This is a genomic window from Mesotoga prima MesG1.Ag.4.2 (assembly GCF_000147715.2).
GTDB lineage: Bacteria > Thermotogota > Thermotogae > Petrotogales > Kosmotogaceae > Mesotoga > Mesotoga prima.
Window position 1 is genome coordinate 2,533,185 of record NC_017934.1, and the last position, 22,393, is coordinate 2,555,577.

General features: G+C 46.0%; 11 protein-coding genes. 3 read left to right on the top strand and 8 right to left on the bottom strand.

Translation table 11 applies throughout. The annotated features are described in order from the left end of the window. The first annotated feature begins 1 nt into the window (after window position 1). Window positions 2-1,513 carry a hypothetical protein gene (locus tag THEBA_RS11665; protein WP_041928486.1) on the top strand — a complete coding sequence of 504 codons (1,512 nt, stop codon included), beginning with the start codon at window positions 2-4 and terminating at the stop codon, window positions 1,511-1,513. Here THEBA_RS11665 and THEBA_RS11670 read toward each other — a convergent pair. The 3 genes from THEBA_RS11670 to THEBA_RS11680 all read right to left on the bottom strand — a co-directional run bounded on the left by THEBA_RS11670 (window position 1,510) and on the right by THEBA_RS11680 (window position 6,874). Continuing rightward, complete coding sequence (locus tag THEBA_RS11670) at window positions 1,510-4,404, bottom strand: diguanylate cyclase (protein WP_014731722.1); 2,895 nt, start codon at window positions 4,402-4,404, stop codon at window positions 1,510-1,512. The genes THEBA_RS11665 and THEBA_RS11670 overlap by 4 nt on opposite strands. Window positions 4,405-5,333: 929 nt before the next feature. Continuing rightward, window positions 5,334-6,122 carry a DUF3307 domain-containing protein gene (locus THEBA_RS11675; protein ID WP_006490054.1) on the bottom strand — a complete coding sequence of 263 codons (789 nt, stop codon included), beginning with the start codon at window positions 6,120-6,122 and terminating at the stop codon, window positions 5,334-5,336. Window positions 6,123-6,250: 128 nt separating this feature from the next. Beyond that, window positions 6,251-6,874, bottom strand: coding sequence for a SatD family protein (locus THEBA_RS11680; RefSeq protein ID WP_006490052.1), 624 nt, complete (start codon window positions 6,872-6,874; stop codon window positions 6,251-6,253). A 608-nt stretch (window positions 6,875-7,482) separates the two neighbouring features. On the opposite strand from THEBA_RS11680, the gene THEBA_RS11685 reads away from it, so the two are divergent. Continuing rightward, the gene (locus THEBA_RS11685) at window positions 7,483-8,826 is read left to right on the top strand and encodes an APC family permease (protein ID WP_236609158.1); all 1,344 of its coding nucleotides are present in this window, start codon (window positions 7,483-7,485) and stop codon (window positions 8,824-8,826) included. Window positions 8,827-9,134: 308 nt separating this feature from the next. Here THEBA_RS11685 and THEBA_RS11690 read toward each other — a convergent pair whose 3' ends face one another. The 4 genes from THEBA_RS11690 to THEBA_RS15005 all read right to left on the bottom strand — a co-directional run bounded on the left by THEBA_RS11690 (window position 9,135) and on the right by THEBA_RS15005 (window position 18,326). Then, window positions 9,135-14,042, bottom strand: coding sequence for a right-handed parallel beta-helix repeat-containing protein (locus THEBA_RS11690; protein WP_014731724.1), 4,908 nt, complete (start codon window positions 14,040-14,042; stop codon window positions 9,135-9,137). A gap of 377 nt (window positions 14,043-14,419) precedes the next feature. Then, complete coding sequence (locus tag THEBA_RS11695; protein WP_014731725.1) at window positions 14,420-17,485, bottom strand: hypothetical protein; 3,066 nt, start codon at window positions 17,483-17,485, stop codon at window positions 14,420-14,422. 206 nt (window positions 17,486-17,691) lie between these two features. Continuing rightward, entirely contained in the window at window positions 17,692-17,835 is a 144-nt protein-coding gene (locus tag THEBA_RS14590) for a pirin-like C-terminal cupin domain-containing protein (protein WP_201764207.1), read from the bottom strand. Window positions 17,836-18,104: 269 nt separating this feature from the next. Then, window positions 18,105-18,326, bottom strand: a complete 222-nt coding sequence (locus tag THEBA_RS15005) for a pirin family protein (protein WP_201764229.1) — start codon at window positions 18,324-18,326, stop codon at window positions 18,105-18,107. Between the two features lie 801 nt (window positions 18,327-19,127). On the opposite strand from THEBA_RS15005, the gene THEBA_RS11710 reads away from it, so the two are divergent. Then, window positions 19,128-20,825, top strand: a complete 1,698-nt coding sequence (locus THEBA_RS11710) for an HD domain-containing phosphohydrolase (protein WP_014731726.1) — start codon at window positions 19,128-19,130, stop codon at window positions 20,823-20,825. Between the two features lie 23 nt (window positions 20,826-20,848). Here the strand turns inward: THEBA_RS11710 and THEBA_RS11715 are convergent, their stop codons facing one another. Beyond that, window positions 20,849-22,339, bottom strand: a complete 1,491-nt coding sequence (locus THEBA_RS11715; protein WP_014731727.1) for an InlB B-repeat-containing protein — start codon at window positions 22,337-22,339, stop codon at window positions 20,849-20,851. Between the last annotated feature and the right edge of the window lie 54 nt (window positions 22,340-22,393).

A 22,393-nucleotide genomic window follows, 5' to 3' on the forward strand; every position in this document is an offset into this window, starting at 1 on the left:
GGTGGCCCCTTTGAATGATTTAAAGCTATTCTTCAAACACAAGCTGTTTCTCTTCCCAGGCAAGAGAGGCAATAGGGGTGGCCTTTCCGGTCAGCTATTTATTTTCGCCGTATTTGCGATTATGATCGGCACGTTTCTTTGGGAGGTATATGGATCTACTGCAGGGGTCTCTATCGAGGGAGTCTCTCTTGGAAAGGTTATGGCAGGTTTCTTCCTAACTATCTCAGGGTTCTTCTTCCTGATTTCTTTCTCCGCGACGTCATCATATCTCTTCATGAGAAATGAGGAGATAGATATGCTTCTCGTTCTTCCCGTGAAAAGAGTCAGCATAATAGCCTATCAAATAATGATATCGACTGTATATCAGGGTCTTACCTTATCCGTCTTCATCGGAATAGCTCTTCCTTTTCATCTGAGAGTCGATCCCAGTCCATGGATTGGGATTCCCGCGCTCGTTCTGGTAGTAATAGACACTGTGCTCTTGGCCTCCATAGTTTCAGTGGCTTTCGGAAAGTTCATGTCAAGGGCGGCAGCGCGAAAAGTGATGTTTGTTGTTCAGATAATCGCTGGTTTCATGTTTTTTATTATCGTTCAGCTGGTTCCGAGAAGCACGGACAATATACCGCTGTACTTGCAGAAGCTGGCATCCGCATGGGGAGTTCTTTCGAATCCCATGAACGTTTTTACCTGGAGTGTAAAAGCTTCGGAGCAGCCGATTTATCTTCTTGTAGGCCTTGGGGCAATTCCGGTTTTGGGATACATATTTTTCAGAGTAGCTTCATCTATTAAGTTTGAACCGGTTTCCTATACAAAAAGCAGAACGAAAACGGTCTCCTTTAATGGGAGATCGCGAGGGGTGTTGCTGAGAAGAGAGCTAAAAATCTATAAGCGTTATGAGCAACTTATATACTATCTTTTCTACCCCGTAGTGTTCGGTCTGATTTTCGGACTCATTTCAGATGACGCTGTTGCTTCGATATTTACTACGGTGCTCATAAGCACTATTTTTACAACAATTCAATCTGCATTTCTTATGGGAAGAGAGTTCCCTTTCATTGAAACGACAAAGACACTTCCCATCTCTCTGGGAAGAATGATAGCCCTGAAGGCAACCTTGCCCGTTCTGCTGGGGTCAGTTCTCTTCGTCGGGGTTCTCACAACCAGCATACTCGTGAAGGGCGAGTCATTCGGCTATTTTGTTGTAGTTCCCATAGTCTTCGTCCTATATATTACCTCTTCTCTATTAGGAATCAGGGGTGTCCTGGTATCCCCACCGGATCAGATGGATAATCCGAATACTTTTATGAGAACAAAGTTTGTCCTTCTGAACCAGGTGATCTGCATGGGCCTCAGCTTTGGTGCAATAATGCCACTAACAACAATACTGAGTGGCGCTTCAGAGAGCAATTCAAATATCTGGCTCATCCTGATTTCTCTAGCGTCGCTTGCGGTAGCTATCTTGATTTCTATCTTCAGCTACAAAAAGGTGAAGCTGGTAATCAACGAGATCTAAACAAGTTCATTGCTCACGATACTCTTAAACATTTGGACCAGTTTCGGGTCAAACTGGGTACCTGAGCAGTTCACTATTTCTTCAACTGCCTCTTCTTTGCTTATCGCCCTACTGTAAGGCCTGTCGTTTGTCATAGCATCAAAGGCATCGACAATCGAGAGAATCCGGCATTCTATTGGAATGTCTTCACCGCTTATGCCCAGCGGGTAACCCCTTCCATCCCATCTTTCGTGATGCTTGAGAATCAAATCCGCAACTGAAGAGAGGTCGGGAGATGAGATCGCTATCCTATATCCCTTTTCAGGATGTAGCTTCATTATCCTCCATTCATCAGCGGTCAAAGGACCTGGTTTAAACAGAATGCTGTCTGGAATTCCCACCTTTCCGAGATCGTGCACCTGTGCGAACAATGCAAGGTCGCTCAACTGCCTCGTGCTAAGTCTGGCTCTTCTTCCAAGTTCAAGGCAGAGTTTCTGAAGTCTCTTCGCATGCCCTCCTGAGATCTGGTCTTTTTCGGCTAGAGTTACAAGGAGTGTGTTGACCATCTGACTTCTAACGCTCGAACTTCTGTAAAGTTTATCGCGGTACATCAAGTCATCGGCTTGCTTAAGTGTTTCAACAAGTTCTTGTTCAGGGCCATTGCTCGTAGCAATACCCATCGAAACACTTAGAGGCGGTCCGGAGTTGTTCATGTTGAATTTTTCCACAATCTTTCTTACCCGCAGAGCGATCTTTTCTGTAATCTCCTCGTCCGTCTTGATCAATATTATTGCGAATTCATCTCCCCCAAATCTCGCCACAACATCCGTCTTTCTGAAGCAAGATCTCAATATCTGCGAAAGCTCGATGAGTATCTGGTCTCCTCTTGAGTGACCCATCGTATCGTTGATCAACTTCAGTCCATCGATATCTGCCGAAACAATTGAGATGGGGTAGAATCTAGAGCCTTCAAGTCTTTTAAGCTCTTCCTCGAAGTACAACCTGTTGTAAAGGTCGGTAAGTTTATCGTGAAGAGACATGTAATTCATGCGCTTCTCTGTTTCAATCCTCACAATCGCTTCGCGGGCATGAGACATCAGGAGTTCAGCAAGACGCAATTCCTGTTCGCCAAAGATCGCCTTTTTCACGGACATTGCCTGAAAGACTCCGACATCTCCAACCGGTACACTGAGTCCAGCTCTATATATATCGTTTGTTCTAAGAGCACCGGGAAACTCCTGGATATCATCGATTACATATGACTTCTTCTCTCTATAAGTCCTTCCTACAATGCCCTTATCGATCGACATTTCCAGGGGATCCCGTGGATTCAGGTTGGAAGACGCCTTTATTACGAGATTTTCTTCTTCCCTTACGCATATGAAGCAAATGTCGAATTCGAGAATCTCTTTTGCCGCTTCGATGACAAGGTCGTAGACGCTCTGCAGTTCACTGCACCTTTCGAGATTGAGAGCCGCCTCGTGGAGCCGTTCGATCCTGAACTTGTCTCTTTCAAGAATCTCAAAACTTTTTAAGCGGTCAGAAATATCCCGCGCAAACGTGAATTCATATTCTCTTCCATCGTACTTAAAATAGTTTCTGTTGATTTCAACGGGGAAAGTGGAACCATCCTTTCTCAGATGGTATGCCTCGAAATTGTCTTTCCCGTTTGATTTGAGCCTCTCCCAGCTGCTTTTTCTGTCATCAGCTTCTAGAGATTTGTCAAGATCATTGACCTTCATTGCAGTTATCTCTTCTCTCGAATACCCGAGACTCTTGCAAGCAGCGCTGTTTGCGTAGAGAATCGATCCGTCAGGGGCAATCCAGAAAGCCTCATCGTTTGCGTTGTCGAGCCCGAACTGGATGAGCTCTATTCTTCTGAGAGCCTTGCGTTCATCCGTTACGTCACATGCAGAGCAGACTACGGATTTTATATTACCGTTTTCATCGATTTCCGGAGTCTTGGTAACAATCAGAGTTCTAAGCTCGCCTTTCGAATTCCTGGTATCTTGCTCGTAAATGTGCTCCTCTTTGCCAGCAAAGACTAGTTTATTGGTTTCAATACTTGTTGAGAGGTCTTCTCCCGAAAAGATCTCGCGAATCTTCCTTCCTTCGATATCTTCCGGACGCATGCCAAAGAACTCCGCAAATGACTTGTTTACGATCCCGAAAGTCTCGGAATCTTTGAAGTACCAGATAAGTGTTGGGATGTGGTTTAGAAGCAACAGCATCTCGTTGTTCTTGGATGCTATAGACCTTTTGCCTTCCAAACGCTGAACAATCATAGTGAATGAAAGCGACATCAGGAAAACGAGACTCACAGTAGCATAATTGGCGGGAGACCACTTTCTGATAATAGAAAGTGAGATACCTTCGAACACGGAAGTCCCTTCTACACTCGATAATCTGTAGTCTTCAGTAGTCAATAATCTTAGAATCTCGTCTAGATTAAGTTTCAGAATAGCATATGAGTCTTTCAGACTCTCCAAGCCGGCGCTATCGGTAACTCTCATCGTCGCCAATAAGTCCTCTCCACTTGGAATGATCTCGTAGAAGGCCGAAGCTCCAATCGTGTGATCTCTAAGAGTCTGGAAGCTTTCACCGGCAGATACGAATTCCTCGTTGCGGTACACGACAACGACACCCTCGATCAGGCTATTGTTCTTCAGCAGATCTTCTAGATTGTAGATAACGAAGTCGGCATCACCTGACTCCAAAGCCTCGTACATCGAATCCCAGTGGAAGTAACCGAGGAAGGCGGTCTTTGCGTTATTCTCCGTGATTATCCTGGCGGAGTTTGCGATGTGATTCTCTATTTTGGAATACCTTACTTCTGTCATCGCGAAAATTATGACAGCGGCGAAAACTGTAGCAATTGCAGCTAGGAAAAGAGAGATTAGCCGGTTCTTCATAAATACTCCAGTGTGAGACAATGTTTACTATAAAGTCTATCATCTTTGATATGAAGATCGGCAGTAACTCAATGACCTTCCCATGCTGAAGTTTTAGTGGATCTTCTGGGTCGTTCATTCAGAAGAGATCTTCATTGTCGCTTCTACATTTCTAGCATTATCTATTCTTCTCTTCCTCACTGTAAACAAAGATATGCGAGTCGTGTAGAATTCTCCTATAACGGATCCAACATTCGACCATCAGTTGGGTGATGAAATGAAATCAGTCCTCTCTTTTCAATAATCCGGCGTCTGGGATAGCAGGTTCGAAAGAGCTGAAATTAGTTGCAAGATGCAAGTTCCAAGTTGCAAGAATAAGAACCAAAACCTGAACGCTAGACCTAGATGCTGAAACAAGTTCAGATGACGCGGAGCGCGGGGTATCGATTACAGGGTCTGGGGTCTCGTGAAGAGAACCGGCAATCAGTTCAGGGTTTCAATGCAACTGAGGAAGTTGTCCGGGCGCTTTGTGAAAGCCTCTCACTCTGTCATCCCGGACTTGATCCGGGATCTTGCTTTTGATCTTATCCAAAGGACTGGACTTATCTTGCATCCCCTGCCTCTCTTATTCTAACAAACAACGAAGAACCAAGGACGGCTCTTCACAGCGATCAGCGGGTTCTCCGCTTTTAAGCGCTCAGCGGCTCTCATAACCGGGATGCTGAAACAAGTTCATGACAGATTGAGACGCTTTCGGAATAAGCATTCTTTGTCATTCCACGGAGCCTGCCCTGAAATGCTCTTGTTCAGGGTCATCCCGAACTTGTTTCTGGATCTGGTTTTGATCTTATCCAAGGACGGCTTTCTCTCAAACACGGCGAGATACGATTTTTGATCTTGATTTTCTAACCTCTATCCTCACACTACTAAACTCTTTGCGCATAACGTTTTCAAAGAACCTCCAAGATCATGCCACCGATGATTGCAATCATCACGCTAGCCAGTGTCCCGATAAGATAGTACTCGGCAAAGTCTTTGTTATCGAAGTTCTTGAATCTTGCCAGAGATTTCGCGGCAATGACAATTGTTATGGAAGCCACGTTTCCCGTGAGGTAAAGTGTTAGAACTAGAAGTCTTTCGAAGATGCCGATCGCTTTTCCCGTTCTCACATTATCTAGAGAGGAGCTGTTTCCAACGATTCTCTCAAGGTAGTCCGGCTGGTTCTTGTATATCAGGTCGAAAAGCTTTCTTATGAATACCGCTCCCGCAAAGAGAACATATAGATAGACAATAAGTACGGAAAGCATTTTACTAACCGGAAGTACGGCTAAATCTAGTCCTGTATGAAAATCTATCCAAACTATAAAGGCAGAAAAGCTTCTGGCTATTGTAAAACTGGAAATCGGAACAAGAAAGACGATCAACATTAGATGAAGAAGTTGGTCAATAATAAACATCGAAAACCTGGTAGCCGGGCCACGTTTACTTTCAATGCTGGACTTGAAGACGTCCAGAAGTATGTGGAACAGTGAAAGGACTACACAATACAGAAGCACATCCATGAGTCCGAAGGGCATCATCAAGACTAAAAGCGTCAAGAAAACAACGATCCAGTGTTTCAGGAAGCCTTTTGCCTGTTGCTCGCTTTTTTCCTTTGCAGTGTTGTCTGTTTGGAACAAGAAATCGGCGAGTACATGAGCCAAGATCGAAAGAGCTAAAGGTATCATGAATCCATTCATATTTGCCTCCATCCAGTTCCAGAAAGATACTCACTAATCATGATAAACACCGGGGTTAAACTTAACCGCTTTATTTAACTGAGATAAAGATAATTAACTTTAGTGTACACATATAAATCTATATAGGTTTATATTTTCAACGAAAGAGAGATCAATCTCGCCAGTTCCTTTTCCGCCACCCTGACCACGTTCCAGCCAGCTTTATCACAATGCTGCTGCACGGCCGGAGCAGTAACTCCCAGAACCCTGGCCGCCTTCTCGTAGGTCCCCTCCCTTTCATATACATGAACGGCCTGCCACTGCTTTTCAGTCCAGCCGCTTTCAATAGTCTCCAGTAGAGAAAGAGACGTGTTCAGTGCAGTGGATAAAAGTTCATCACTGCAAAGAAAGAACGTGTTAGAAACCCTTGATTTCTTTGCCATGTCAAGAGCGTCTCTTGCGCTGAAGAAAACCTCTCCGCTCAAATCCCACGAAGTGCCAGCCTTTTTAAGTTTGTCATCTTCTATTTCGCCGATGCTCATCCCCACCCTAAGGGCTAAAGGCCACATAACGTATCTTAACCTTCGCACCAGCGATACGATGACACTTAGATCAGATACTACGCCTTGAATTTCGTCGCCTCTTGACAGTGCGAACGACTTGACGAGATGCTCTCCTGCGAAGGAAGCAAGAGTCTGCTCAATTCTCTCAAATGGAAGCACCTGCTTTCTGGACTGAATAATGTCGGCGGTAATGACCGCATAAAGGCCCATTTATTTCACACTCCATTTATCGAAGAACGGATCCAAACTGATTGTAGCACAGTAGTCTCCAAGACCTGTACAGGAACGCTTCAATTGGGAAACTGGGTTCTCAGAGAAAAACCTGCTACGTAACGCTCACTCATGACTTTTTCGAGATATGGATCAGCAATCTAGAACCACCTAACATGACGACTGACAGACAGTGTATCTGCTGCCCAAAATTGTGAAAGCGTATGACAATCCGTAAAATTCATGCATAGAACCGCGTTGAACAGTTTACTTGAGGTTTCTAGTCTTCCCACCAATTTCATTTAGTGGACACGTAAAAACCTTCGCTCTTGAACTATTCGCGACAGGTACGCTTTCGATTTCTTGACTTCAATAACCCAAAGATCTTTAGTTTCCGAAGAAACGCCCGACCTTTCAAGAGATGTTGAGTATCCGGCGCAGGCCATAGTATCCCCTTCTGAAAAAGCGGAGAGAGTTAGATCGTCACCCGAACCCCCAGAAGTCATGGATATAGGAGAATTTTCTATAGAGAAGATTTACTGTATAATACGCCATATACTGTCAGGCCATTCTGAATGCCTTCTAATTTGGCCAGAAAGGTGTCTCAAATGAAGAAATCACTCAAGTTCTGGGATCTTGTTGCTTTAGAAGTAGGTATGACTATTGGTGCAGGCATATTTGTCTATATGCCGATAGCTTACAAAAGTGCCGGGATTGGGACCATCGTTGCCTTTATCTTTGCCTTTCTTCCTATGGCGATAATAATGATAAACGTCATGTTGCTTGGATCGACACTTCCCACGACCGGTGGAACCTTCAAGTACGGCGCTTTCCTCTTTTCACCCAAAGTTGCATTCCTTGGTCTCTGGGCCTATCTCTTCGGTGCATTTGTGGGACTTTTTCCGTTGAATGCTCTGGCACTGGCATCCTACATGAAAGGAATTTGGAATGGAATTTCTGTCGTACCTGTCGCTTTGATAATTCTCACATTCTTCTATGTAGTCAATCTGCTCGGGCTGAAAACGGCTTCTATAGTAGAGATAGTATTTGTTGCTCTCCTCTTTGTAGCGATTGCCATTTACACCGTTCCGGGCGTTGCAAAAATCGACCCGAGAAACCTTGAAGGACTCTTTTCAACGGGATTGGGTCCAATGATTTACGCTTCTGCGCTCCTTACATTTACTTTCGCCGGTTCAAATGCCGTAATAGAGCTGGGCGGAGAAGTGGAGAATCCCAGAAAAAATCTCCCGCTTTCAGTTATGTTATCTCTTTCAATTGTTCTGATCTGCTATCTTTTGATGGCAATAGTCTCTTTTGGAGTGGGAGAAGAGGTAATGGCTAACGGCACTCTTAATGATGTAGCTTCGAATTACCTTAGCGGATTTCTTTTCTACGTCTTTGCATTCGGCGGTCCGATACTCGCTATCGCCACAACGATAAACGCTACATACATGTGGGGTACTAGATCTTTGCTTGCGCTGTGCAAACTTCGAGTATTCCCCTCGAAACTCGGACTGGTCAACAAGAGAGGAACACCATGGGTTTTGCTGACAATTATTTGGCTTCTCTCTTCCATTATGCTGATTTCAGTCGGCGAATCCGGCCTAAACCTATTTGCAGCCTTCGCTTCGATTGGAGGAATCGCGGTGATTATTCCCACGATGTTTGCGGTTTTCAAACTGAAGAAAAATGAAACGCTTAGAAAAACGGCTCCTGCAATTGTTAAGAAGAAATGGTTCATCTTCATTCCCATTCTCGGTGTGGTGTTTTCAATACTTATTATGCTTATTCTTCTCTACCAGGTCGGAGTGGACTTTAGCACGTCTTTCTTCCTGTTCTTTATCGTCTGGGAAGTAATCGGAATGATATACTTCATCTTCAGACTGAAATACCTGGACCGTACTGAGAAGAATGTATTCTCCAGAAATGACCTTTCGGTCTTTGATGATTGAGCTGTTGGATTTCGCTACCCCAAACTTGATTCGGGATCCGAGCTTCTGAGGAACCGTGGTTGGGGTTAGCGGGTAAGGGGTCGGAAAGAGCAAAAGAACTGATACTTCGTTGAACGGTTCTCAGTTGATCGATAAGAAGAATCGAGATTCTGAATCAAGTTCAGATGAAGGATTGTGATGTCTTCTTGATTGATAGACGCCGTCATCAAAGAAGTGATTTCTCGAGGTAGAGTAATCTTTTGTAAAAAGCACCGGCAAAGATTTCCACCTTTGCCGGTGTTTTTGCGCGTCTTGCTCTGATAGCCGATTCAGTTTCCGCAGTATCTTAACGTTTCCATTATTCTTTCCAGTACAGGCTCGTACTGAGTCCAGAAGCCTGTCTTCGCAGCAAAACCGACTGAAAGACAGTATCCATCGTTTCCCGGTTCGTAGACGTGAGAGTAGATAGATCTCTCAACATTCCATTGCGCAGCCGTAAGCTCTATCCATATTCCCGGCTCCCCGGCGATTAGCCTTTCGAATTCTTCGACAACTTCCATGTTGAGTCTTGTTTCCTCTTCTTCTTTTTCGAGGAACTCCGGTTTCACTTTAGCGATGACGAAGAAGATGTTCTCTGAGCCGGGTTCAGCATCAAACCATCTGCTTACCGGCTTCGAATTCTCATCGCCCTCCAGTTCGAGTCTGTACCCCTCCGAATCATCGAACCAGGAAGAAGGTACTTCATAGCACAGTCCGTCCGAAGAGACTTCTATCCATTCCGCAACAACGGTCTCTTGAACTACCTCTTGAGCATTCTCAGAGGGCACTTCCTCACTTTCGGACTCATTCATGAGCTCTTCCTTTCCTATCCATGGATCGAATGATACATTGTCGCTAACGGGATTTCCTGTTCCCCGGTTGTTCAGAGAAGGATGATGCGGCCCCGATATATCGCCCCACCAGCAATCGACGGCGACGGCTTCAACCGGGCTATCGTTTCTAATACCATAAACGACGTTTCCCTCGAAGACGCAATCAACAAATTCCAGAGGAACTGTCTGCTGAGATGAGATACCCACTCCTGTCGAGTTTTCCAGGAATGATAAGCCGGAGACTTCCAGATGGCCCGAACTACTGCTTACCAGAAGACCATCACCGGCAATTCGAGAGATCACTGAATTTCTTAAGATTAGAGATCCTGAACCTGTCTTGAAGACACCTGCCTTGTCTCCGTAGCCTGCATACATTATTCTGGCCCATTCGAGTTCTGCGCTGCCCTCTTCCTGTATGTAGATCGACCTCCACCAACCGGGTTCAGGAAGCGAGGCATCACCATCATGATTTGCGTCTCCTCCCGTAGAATCGTCGCGCCAGTCGGTAAGTGTTATCGGTGCCTGTTCAGTTCCTAACATCTTAAGACTTCCCGAAATCCTTAGTCCCCTATTGGCGGCAAACTTTAGGACCGTTCCGGGTCTTATCTCGAGAACTGCCCCTTTTGTGAGAGTCAGTTCTCCAGAGATGTAGAATGAATAATCACTACTCAAGCCGAAAACAACATTACTGTTTATCTCGCCTCCATCTACGTACACATCGGTACCGTTTTCTTCAAATGCGGCGAGAGTGTCATCGAAAGAAACGTTTGTAGCCAATCGAACTGCAGCGCCATTTCTAAGGAACACGTTGTTTGACAGCTCCAGATAGGAGTATCCCGAAAGAAGCTTGAGTGCTTCTCCAGAAACATCATGGATATTGGAGTTGGTCAGTGTGAATGATCCCGAACCGGCTCTGACAATACCATTCTGCGAATAGCCGATATCGACGAAGTCCAATTCAGCCGATCCGGATTCTCTAATATTTATAGAGTTCCACCAGCCCTTGACCGGCAAGGTTGCATCTGCATCTCTATTTGAGTCGCCGCCTGCGGAATCATCACGATAATCAGTGAAGAAGACGGGTTCTTCTCCAGTTCCAAGCGCGATGAGCTCCCCATCGACAGTGATCAGAGAGTTTTGAGCCATCTTAACTACAGTTCCCGGCTTGATCTCAAGTCTCGCTCCCACTGAGATTGAGGTGCTGCCGCTGAGAAGTAAGGAGAGGTGCTTAGGGACTCTCCAGACAACACTACCGCTAATAGTTGCCGCTTCTACATAAATGTCTTTGTTGTTTTCAGAGAAGTAGGTTTCGTCATCTAAAATCAGAGAAGCGTTTGCGACTGTCCTTACACCAGTATCATTGGATAGGAAGACGGATTCTTCTACCGAAACCCCGTCCGTCCTGCAGTTCAATCCGGCTTCGGAGTTTTCAGAGAAAGTCGATCTGCCGATCTTCACTCCTCCGGCAGCATTATCTGCTCTGAAGCCATCCCCTGCAACCTTCTCAATTACCGTATCTGTCATCGAAACCGCGCCAGTACTGCTCTTTAGAACCCCAGATCGATCACCGTATCCGGCGAATCGAATCACACAATGTTCGAAAGTCGCCGTGCCGTCAGTCATAATACCTATCGATCTCCACCAGCCAGGAGCGGGGGTAGTTTCTCCACCATCTCTGTTCGCGTCTCCACCAACAAGATCATCCCTCAAGTCGGTGAAGTAGATTGGCAAATCCGCTTCTCCCAATGCCTGGAGACTTCCGTAAACAAGGATTCTGTTGTTCTGTCTGAATTTGATCACAGTTCCCGGAAGAATACTTAGCGAGGCACCGGCCGAGATGCTCACATCGCCTGTTATTACCATGGAGTAATCGCCATCCGATCCCCACGAAACTGTACCGGTTATGGCGCCACCGTCCAATTGAATATCAGTGGAGTTGCCTTCGAACCTTGTTGTTACATCGGCAAATGAAGCGTTTATGCCCAACCTGACTCCAATTGTGTTGTAAGAATACTCGTTCTGAAAGTGCTCAAAGGACGAATAACCCGAAGATAGGCGTAGACCATCTCCAGAAGTGTGCGACAGAACAGAATTCGATATTCTTAGAGAGCCTGCACCGCTCTTCAATATCGCAGCCCCGTCGGAACGACCGGCATATGCAATTGTGCACCAGTCGAAAATGGCCTTACCTTCATTACGTATGTTGATAGACCTCCACCAGCCCGCTTCTGGCAAAGAACCATCACCCGACAACGCCCCTCCAACCGAGTTGTCACGAGTCTCAGTGAAAAAGATCGGGTTATCCTCGGTTCCGCTCGCCATTAGTTCTCCATCTACTGCAAGGAATGCGTTCTGAGCTATCTTGATTACGCTGCCAGGCCTAATGGTAAGGCTTGCCCCCGATGCAACCGAAACACTGCCGTTCATCAATATGGATATATTACTGGGTGCCCCCCACGTTACTCTGCCTGAAATTGCGGCAGGATCGATCTGTATTGCAATATCGTTCCCATCAAAATAGGTCTGTTCATCAACCTCGACCGAACAGCCCGCCGGGAGTCTTATCCCAATTCCGTTGGAAGATATGGTCAGCGCCTCAATGTGGACGCCGTCGGTTTTGTAGTACAGTCCAGCACCGGTATTATAAGATAGTGTCGAATACTTCACTTCCGCACTTCCTGCGGAATTGTCAATCCTCAATCCGTCACCGGTAACGTCGTGAATCGTGCTGTTGAGAATAGAAAAGGTGCCAGTGCTGCTCTTTATCACTCCTGCCATGTCACTTACTCCAAGATACCCGATTGTACAATGCTCAAAGTTCGCGGTACCTTCTGTAAGCAGGCTTATGCTGCGCCACCAGCCGCTTGCAGGAACGGTGGCTTCGCCGTCTCTGTTTGCGTCCCCTCCGACAAGATCATTTCGAAAGTCTGTGAAGTATATGGGGGCGCTTTCTTGACCGGCTGCCTCAAGATGACCGTAGACGAGGATTCTGTTGTTCTGCCTAAGCTTGATTACAGTTCCGGGCATGACTTTCAGTGAAGCTCCCGCAGCGACAACTACGTCGCCGCCCGTTACCATTGAATACTCGCTGCTTGCACCCCATACCACACTGGAGCTAATCGTCCCGCCGTCAAGATGAACATCGAGATCGTTACTTTCAAAACGGGAAGTGAAATCAGAGAAAGATGAATTTATTCCCAATCGAATACCAACCGAGTTATACCCGAAATAGTTGTCCGAAGATTCAAATAGAGAGTAGCCTGCAGCTACCCTAAGCCCGTCCCCGGAACTTCTTACAATCGCTGAATTGGATATCCTGATAGAACCCGTTCCGCTCTTGAGCAGAGTTGCACCATCCGATCTACCTCCGTAGGCCAGAGTACACCATTCAAGAACGGCCGAGCCTTCATTCTGGATGTTGATAGATCTCCACCATCCCTCTTCAGCGATCGTCTCACTGCTATCTCTATTAGCATCCCCTCCGACCGTATCATCGCGCAAATCGGTGAAGTAGATCTGCTGATCTTCTTCTCCTCTTGCCTGAAGTTGACCGTAAACCAAAAACCTGTTGTTTTGTCTCAGTTTGACCACCGTTCCCGGAGCTATTTCTAGCGATGCTCCTGCGTTTACAGAGACATCTCCGGTAACCGTCATGGAGTAGTCACCACTGGCTCCCCATTTCACAATCCCTGTGATCGCTCCGCCGTCAAGATGGATGTCCACCTGGTTCAAAATAAAGGTCGAACTCTGATCAGAGTAAGATGCGTTTATTCCGACCCTAACCCCGTTTGTGTTATACATGAAGGTATTGTTGATACTCTCAAAGGAGGAGTACCCTGCCGAAATCCGAAGGCCATCTCCCATAACCCTTCTAACAACGGAATTGACGAGTCTCAGAGAACCCGATCCCGCTTTAAGAACGCCGGCCCCCGTTGACGCTCCTGCAAAGGAGACTTCGCACCACTCAAGAAATGCCGAACCTTCTCCCTGAATGTTGATCGATCTCCACCAACCTGGTACCTGAGCAGTACCTGTGAAAACAATCGGGTTTTCCTCGTTGCCAACGGCCCTCAGCGTACCGTTAACGATGAAATCCTGATTCTGAACTATGAGGACTTCCACGCCGGGCTCTATTGTGAGGATCACATTTGGAGAAATCGTTATTGTCGCCCTAACCAGGTACGGGCTACGATCGATTGTCCAGACCGTGTCCTCGGCTATAGTCCCGGAAACCTCTGTGGGAGGTTTGTAATTGTCAACAGGTGTTTCAATGTTCTCTGAAAAAAGTAATCCAAAAGGGATTAGAAGCATTATCAGCAGCCAAGATCTAACGGACCCTAAAATGTGCACCAAGACTCGCTTCATGCGGCACCTCCGAGATGTCCCTGGCTCTGTAGAGCTTTGATCGGAGAGCAACTGTATTCCTGCCAAAGCCATCGTATGAACAGATTATACATTCGTCTCGAAGCAATACCTTGCAGAAGTGAACAGATAAAACAACGCATGAAAGAAACTACAGAAGAAACTTTTGCTGATAGCAAATGAAGCCAGACCCTCTGACTCAATCTCATTGCCACGCTCTTCTCCGCAAACTCGTTTACAGGCAAATCGTAGACCTAACGCGAAGCAATACTGATTCCGAAGAACCTGTGAATTCGAAAGTATCGCAGTTCTACAGAAAGAATGCTTCTGTAGACATCCTCAATGCTCAGTACTGCCGCAAACTGAGAAGCTGACGTTAATCAAAGAGAGCCGTTGAAATTGTCGTCGTAACCAACTATTGTGTTTGCGTGATTAGTATCGGGATAAATGTAAGTTGATGTGTTCCAGACGTCTTTCTCTGTAAGGTTCTTGTACTGATTGGCGTCTATTGAAACAGATACTAGATAACCCGCGGCGAGATAGGACTTGATAGTCAGTATGTCCTGATCCGTCCTTACTGTCAAGTAGCTAATTACATTCATACCGTTCCTGTATCTTGGAGCTTCTCTCCATGCAGATTCGGAAGGCCACGAAGTGTGATCGCTCGTATCGTAAGGCATCTTTTCCCAGCTGCTGACTCCAACTCTCGACAACAGCTTCTGAGCATCAAGGTAAGATGAACCGCCGTCCTCACCATCATTAATCTGATGATAGATAAAGTCAGGACTGAATATCCTGTTCTGATACGAAGGAGTAGGTTCTCCGCCGTTTGTCCAGCTTGCGCCGCTGAGATCCCAGCCTCTATCCCTGGCTTCATAGAAAGTGGAAGTATAATACCCATTTGAAAAGGCTACGCACGAGCCTTCGCCGCCCTGATCTCCTACGGGAGGAAAATACATCGAAACGGAATGGTCTAAAGTCGATGGTAAGCTTCCCTGGACTGAGAAGCCATCCATCAAATGCCAGGTCCTGGCGATTTCATCCCAATCGTCTTCTGAAGGAGGACGCAAACCAGTACCGTGTCCGTCAATAATCTCGTTGTAGTTTCTCCCTTCTTCGAGGACCCCTAGGTCTGCTTTCAGAAGTTCGAGCATTTCCGTTGACAATCCTTGCCTTATGCTTGAAAGGTAATACGAAGAGCCCTGTGCTGCAACAACATTATGAATCTGCACGTTCACGAATGAGTTATTTACGGTGTTCTTTGGTGTCTCGGTCGAAGTGTATATCGCCACAGGAGTTCCAGATTGATAATTGTCGAATACTTCCACGGAAAAGAACTCTATACTTCCCGTTGTGAAGTCACTGAAGGAATCAAATACCTTCAGGAACAATGTCTCATCTTCAAAGGGTAGGAGCTCGGTGATATCCAGCACCATCTTGTTGTCCGGGAAAGGATGCTGCCCTCCTCTATAGCTATAGTCATCGAATCTCTTTTCTCTTATGGGAGAAGAAGGGTTGCCGATCCCAACCGTTATCTCGCAATCATCTCTTATTCCATGAGAAATCTCGAATACTGCAATTGCTCTCGGTTCGTAGTCCTCTCTTGGGTCTATAGTGAAGCAGCGGACCTGGTTTTCCTTCATTGCTTCGTATGTAATGTACAGGAAGCCGTCAGGAACGTTTTCCCAGCCACCTACTCCCCATGAATTAACGACCTTGAAGGCCCCCATCTCCTGCGGCGGAATACTGTATGTAAAACTCCAAAGAGCCTCTTCGGAATACGCTCCCCTATCGTCACGTCCTCTGACTCTGAATGAGTGGCTTCCCTCTGAGTAACCACTCCACGTATAGTTCGTCCCGAGTCCAAAATCGACCCAATCACCGTTGTCTTTCCTGTATTCATACTTTGCTATCGTGCCATCTGAGTCGCTGCCTGTCCATGAAAACGAGTTGCTTGACACGTATATATCGCCTTCAAGACCGCCAGTCTTTGTAATCACCGGGGGCTGATTCGCATAGCTGTAAGTGAATGACCAGATAACTATCTGCGAATACGCGCCTCCATCATCCAGAGCGCGAACCTCGAAGACATGATTTCCTTCTGAGTATCCCCTCCACGTATAACTCAAGTCAGTACCTACACTTATCCAGTCACCGCGGTCCTTTCTGTATTCATACCGTTCTATCGATCCATCGGAATCGCTTCCCGTCCAGGTGAATGTATTGAGGTACCTGGTAGTATCGCCTTCAATTCCACCGGTCTTTGTTACTGTAGGAGCATTATTGTGCGGTACATATTCGAAATTCCAGACAAGAGTTGGAGAATACAATCCTTCGTCGTCTCTAGCCCTAACCTCAAAAGAGTGATTCCCGATAGAGTAATCGCCCCAGACGTATTCGTTTTCCATTCCATTGACGATCCAGGCCCCAGTATCTTTTCTGTATTCGTATTCAACTATTGTTCCATCGGGATCATTGCCCGACCAGGAAAAGGCGTTTGTGGCGTTATCTGTCTCTCCTTCAAGACCACCGGTCTTTGTCACTGCTGGTGGCACATTGGGAGGGTCGTAGTTGAACGACCACACGATTGTCTCCGAATAGGCCCCTTCATTGTCGAGAGCCCTTACTTCAAATGTATGCTCGCCTTCGGAATAACCGTTCCATGTGTATTCATCGGAAAGCTCTGTATCGATCCACTCTCCCGAGTCTTTTCTCAGTTCGAATCGCACTATTTCACCATCTGGATCGTTTCCGTTCCACGAGAAAGTGTTACTCGACTCTTCCGTTTCTCTTTCGACTCCTCCGGTCTTTGTTACTACTGGGGGCACGTTGGGAGGGTCGTAATTGAAGATCCAGATAGTAATTTCCGAATAGGCCCCTTCATTGTCGAGCGCCCTCACTTCAAACGTGTGTTCGCCTTCGGAATAACCGTTCCATGTGTATTCATCGGAAAGCTCTGTATCGATCCACTCTCCCGAGTCTTTTCTCAGTTCGAATCGCACTATTTCACCATCTGGATCGTTTCCGTTCCACGAGAAAGTGTTACTCGACTCTTCCGTTTCTCCTTCAACTCCTCCGGTCTTTGTCACTGCTGGAGGCACGTTGGGAGGGTCGTAGTTGAACGACCACACGATTGTCTCCGAATAGGCCCCTTCATTGTCGAGAGCCCTTACTTCAAATGTGTGTTCGCCTTCAGAGTATTCGCTCCAGGTATACACGGTTTCGTTTCCGTTGCTCTCCCAGTCAGCGGAGTCCTTTCTATACTCATATCTGATAATTGAACCGTCGGTGTCACTTCCCGACCATAGGAATGTACAGCTGCTTGTTGTCACTTTGCCGTTAGCTCCATCGAGCTTTACAACTTCTGGCGATTTGTTCATGGCCGGGCATCCGAGCAGCAGGAAAATCAAGGACAAAGACAGAACGAATAGGATATATTTCTTCAAGTTGCTCTCCCCCTATTAAATGCTCCAAACAGAGCTGGCTAAATAACAAGTCTGCACATTCAAGAAACAGGTGAGGTCAATCCAATCGTTAACTACATACATGACAGATGGATTTCAAAAGAACCGTCAGAACGACTTCATATGAGTAGTTTATCATCTGAAGCATTCAAAGGGTCTTCTCGAAATGTCATTTCCGCTACCGGTAGTTATCTGCCGGCGTTCTTGACGAAGGAATTATCGAGTAGTTCCCTGAAAGCAAGTTCAAGCTCCTCATTTTTGTTTATAACTATGAGGCCTTCCCATGCTATGGGCTCTTTCAAAGGTTTTCCCGAAAACAGAAGAAATCTCATTCCCTTCTGCCGGCTTTGGCCCAGAACAGCTCACCCTCACCGAAGAAAAACCGCGTTTTCGTTGGCTTCAGATTGGCCAGGATCAAAACTCCCACTACCTTGAAGAATGTATATGAAAAGAGTGGTGCGACTCTCAGACTCGTATAACCATTCCTTCCCTGCATCGACCCACACGTCAAGATATGTGGCTTTCACGTACCTGCCTTCAAAAGCTCCTGCCGATTCCTTTTAAGACCCGCCTATTACTCGTATTCTTACGCATTCTTCAGTTACAATCGAACGTTTTCACTTCTTATATCACCGTATCTCGGGTCAGTCATCTTATCCTTTGCCGGAAGATTCAACCACAACTGAACCCCAAGCATCCTCTCAGCTGACTCAGGCATCTCCTGATGGATAATTCCCGAACCCGCGGTCATCCACTGACAGTCAACATCTAGTATCTCTCCTTTGTTACCATGGCTGTCACCGTGTTCGATAATCTCGCTAATAAGTTAAGTTACGGTCTCGATACCCCCTGTGAAGATGCCAAGGGAAGCCCTTGACATAATCCTCCGGATCAGTGGAATCAAAGGCGTCAAGCAATAGAAAGGGGTCGAAATCCTCAACGTCTCTATGACCCAAAACCCTAACGAGTTTTACTCCGGCCCTATCAACAGAGGCACACCTCTGTCAAGATCTTGCTGATTTTCCGTACTCTGCTCACTGTCATTTTCCTCTTAGCTCCGCGACGGATTTTCATACATCAATACTCAGAAGCCTATCGCAAAAATGGTATCTGAAGATCCCCAGTCTTGAATGACTCCCATCTGAACCCCATGATCTATTATCCTAGATAAGCCTGCAAGAATATCCTTGTTTATCAGATCAAAGACAATAGGAAGACCGGACCTTATCTGGTCCGGCTTTAAGGGATGGGGTGAGAAAGGTAATGAAGGTTTCCTCTGTCAGTTCTGCTGCGCCTGGTAATTAGTTGTCGCTAATTGTACTTCTATGTTTCATACTCGCCTTAGAGTTCTTCAGTTCATCTTCAAACAGATTATAAGAAAGGATTTTGGGAGTATTGTCGCAGAAGTATGGGAAAAGATGAGAGATAACCTGAAGTTGTTTTGTTTTCTCGGCAAACCTTATTGAAATAGCATAGATTGCACAGAAAGGAAAGATTAGAAATTCGCATATCACCGCGTAGATAGTGATTAGATCCCCTTAATGCATCATAAATAAATCTACTCAAAGAGATCCCTTTGCATTCGTTAATTGTTTTTTCCGGCACGGTTGAGTAAGATTTTAATATGAAGAATCCAGCGCTCAAAGTTGCGTTACTATACGTTGTATTTGGTGTTATATGGATCTTGTTTTCTGATATGATCGTCGATTTGATGTTTGTCGAAAAAGATCTTGTTGCTCATGCTCAAACCTACAAGGGCTGGGCCTTTGTTATCTTCAGTGGGATTCTCTTCTACTTTCTCATTTACCGTGAGTTCAGCGAGAAAAACAAGACTCAACTCGAACTCGTTAAGCAGAAAGACCTTTCCGACGCAGTCCTCGACACGGTGGGCGTTTTTGTTGCAGTATTAGATAGCGAAGGGGTCATTGTCTTCACAAATGAGACTTTTGAGGAGATTCTTTCACTCAAATCGGAGGATATAATTGGAAAGAACTGCTCCGAAGTCTTCGCATCCCCTGATCTTGCAAACTGGATCGAGAACACCGCAAGCAAGACACTGGATAGAGAGATAGAGAACTTCTATGAGGCCGATTTAGAAACCTCGTCGACTACTCTACACATCCGATGGGCATTGAGCAATCTTACAAGCTGGAGAGGGGAACATGATTACTTCGTTTTGACAGGTGTAGATATAACTCAACTGGTAGAATCAGAAAGAAGCGCAACGCATAGATTGGCAAATATTCGCGCACTGCACGAAATAGATATGGCCGTCAGCTATCACCTCGAACTTGAAAAGATGCTGGATGTCTTTCTCGAAAGATTGATCTCGAGGCTTGGCGTAGATGGCGCCGATGTCTTCTTAATTGACGAAGAAAGAAGTGTTCTGAGATTCGCTCATGGAAAGGGAATAGTCACTGGAGAAATGGACTTCAGAGAGCTTCCAATGGAAGGAACTATACCTAGTTCGGTTGCTTCGTCGGGAAAGCCTTACTCCGGTCCGTTGGACACCTCTAGCAATCCCGAATGCCCGAGGCTCAAGAACCTGATAGATATGAAAGTGAAGGACTATCATGCCGTACCCCTTGAAACGAGAGGAAAAATTCTGGGAGTCCTTGAAACATTCGACATGATGCAAATTCACAGAGACAGTGAATGGAATGATTTTCTGCAGATGCTTGCGGCACAAGCTTCACTAGCGATAGATGTTGCTCTGATGATAGATAATTTGAAAGACAGCAACAGGAAGATCGCAGAAGCTTACGATCAGACTTTGGAAGTTCTTGTAGGAACACTGGAAATGAGAGACATGAACACCAAGAAACACTCAAGGAGAGTAGCCGATCTTACAGTTTGGCTTGCCGAGAAAATGGGGGCATCGGAAGAAGAAATAGAAAACATGTACAGAGGCGCCCTGCTGCACGACATTGGGAAGATTTCTATTCCGGACAGCGTGTTACTGAAGGAAGGACCTCTATCTGAAGACGAATGGAAGGTAATGAAAACTCATCCGACAACGGCGTATGAAGTGTTGTCCCAAGTCGAGTACCTTAGACCTTCGCTGGATATTCCTTACTGTCACCACGAGCGTTGGGACGGAAGCGGATATCCCCGCGGACTTAAAGGAGAAGAGATTCCTCTGGCTGCAAGGATATTTGCCGTTGTAGACGTTTATGACGCTCTGACTTCAGATAGGCCGTATAGAAAAGCCTGGAGCAAAGAGAAAACCGTAGAGTACCTTCTAGAGAACTCCGGAAAGCTATTCGATCCAGCCGTGATAGAAAAGTTTCTTGAGATATTGAGAGTCAGTTCACCATCATAAGTCGACGCAAAAACAATTATTCATCATTTCTCGCATGAGCCTCCGCAATTACATCTGAGAACTGCTTGCGCAATAGTATCCCATTCAAGCGTTATAGTTATTTCCGGGACCTCATAGGTCGTTCCATCAACGAGCCATTCTTCAAAATGATATCCGGAATCAGGCGTCGCGCTTAGATCAACTGAGGATCCTTTATCGTAAACGTAGGTTCCTTCGGGAGGACTGACGGTCCCTCTTCCATATTTGTAGATCTCAAGAGTTACTTTCTCTGCTTTTTGCACAAACTCTGCCGAGACTGATTTGTCACGGTCCATGATAATCGAAGTAGTTTCGCTATCTGAATAAAAAGTACCGTCAAGGTACCAGGCCTCGAACTCCCATCCGTCTGCGGGAGTAGCCGAAAGGGGCACGGAGGTTCCCTCTATGTATGTGTGATCTCCGACCGGAGGACTGACCGAACCCTGACCGATTGGCTCAACCATTGTCAGGGTGAAAACTGTTGGCGGTTCTTCAACAAAAAACGCCTTAGCTGTCTTGCTGGCATTCATGGTGATCGTTATCTGCGAATTGTATGAGAAGAGAGCTCCATCTATCTGCCAGAAATCAAAGTCCCAGCCGTTGGAAGGTGTAGCCACAAGGGTAACAACTGAACCCTCTTTATATATACTTATACCGACCGCAGGTTCGACATTTCCGCTTCCGGAGGGCTCAAGCATTGTAAGCGTGTGTGTCTTACGGACAAAGACTGCCTTAACATTTCTATCGGTGTTCATTGTGAGTTCGGCTTCATGTTCAGAGGAATAGACTGCATCTTCAACAAGCCAGTGTTCAAAGAGCCACCCTTCTGCCGGTGTCGCTTGAAGTGTTAAAGACTTTCCTGCATCATACTTGTGATCTCCGACAGTCGGAGCAACCGCTCCCTGACCAATTGGTTCGTGCATAGACAGAGTGACCGAAGCCACAGGCTCCTCGTTAAAGAACGCCTCTACTATCTTATCTGCGTCCATAGACAATTCCGTCTCTTCTTCACTCGAATAGAAAACGCCGTCAACCTGCCATCGGTCGAATTCCCAGCCTTCTGTCGGAGTAGCTGAAAGACCGACCAGGGTAGAATAATCAAACTGATACTCTCCCGGTACCGGTGAAATACTTCCCTCTCCTTCTTCATCTTCCATAGTTAAGGTAACCGGTTGTCTCGAGAAAAAAGCTTTGATTGTCTTTTCGGAATCCATTTCCAGTTTCGTCTCTTTCTCATTTGAATAGAATTCCTCATCTACTTCCCATCGGTCGAAGTCCCACCCATCATCGGGCATGGCCTGAATATCTACAGACGTGTTGATCAAGTATTTATGATTCCCGGGAAGGGGCTGAACCTCGCCTCCCTCATCTGGCTCGAGCATAGTTAGAGTTACGGTCTTGAAGATACACTCAGTAGATAGGAAGATAAAAGAAATTGCTGCAACGAAGATCATAAGTTTCCGAAACCTGAGTTTTCTATTCCTGTAGGTTCTCAAAGAAAAACCTCCGAAATACATATTTATGTTGCTCGGTTCATGGTCTTCTCTCAA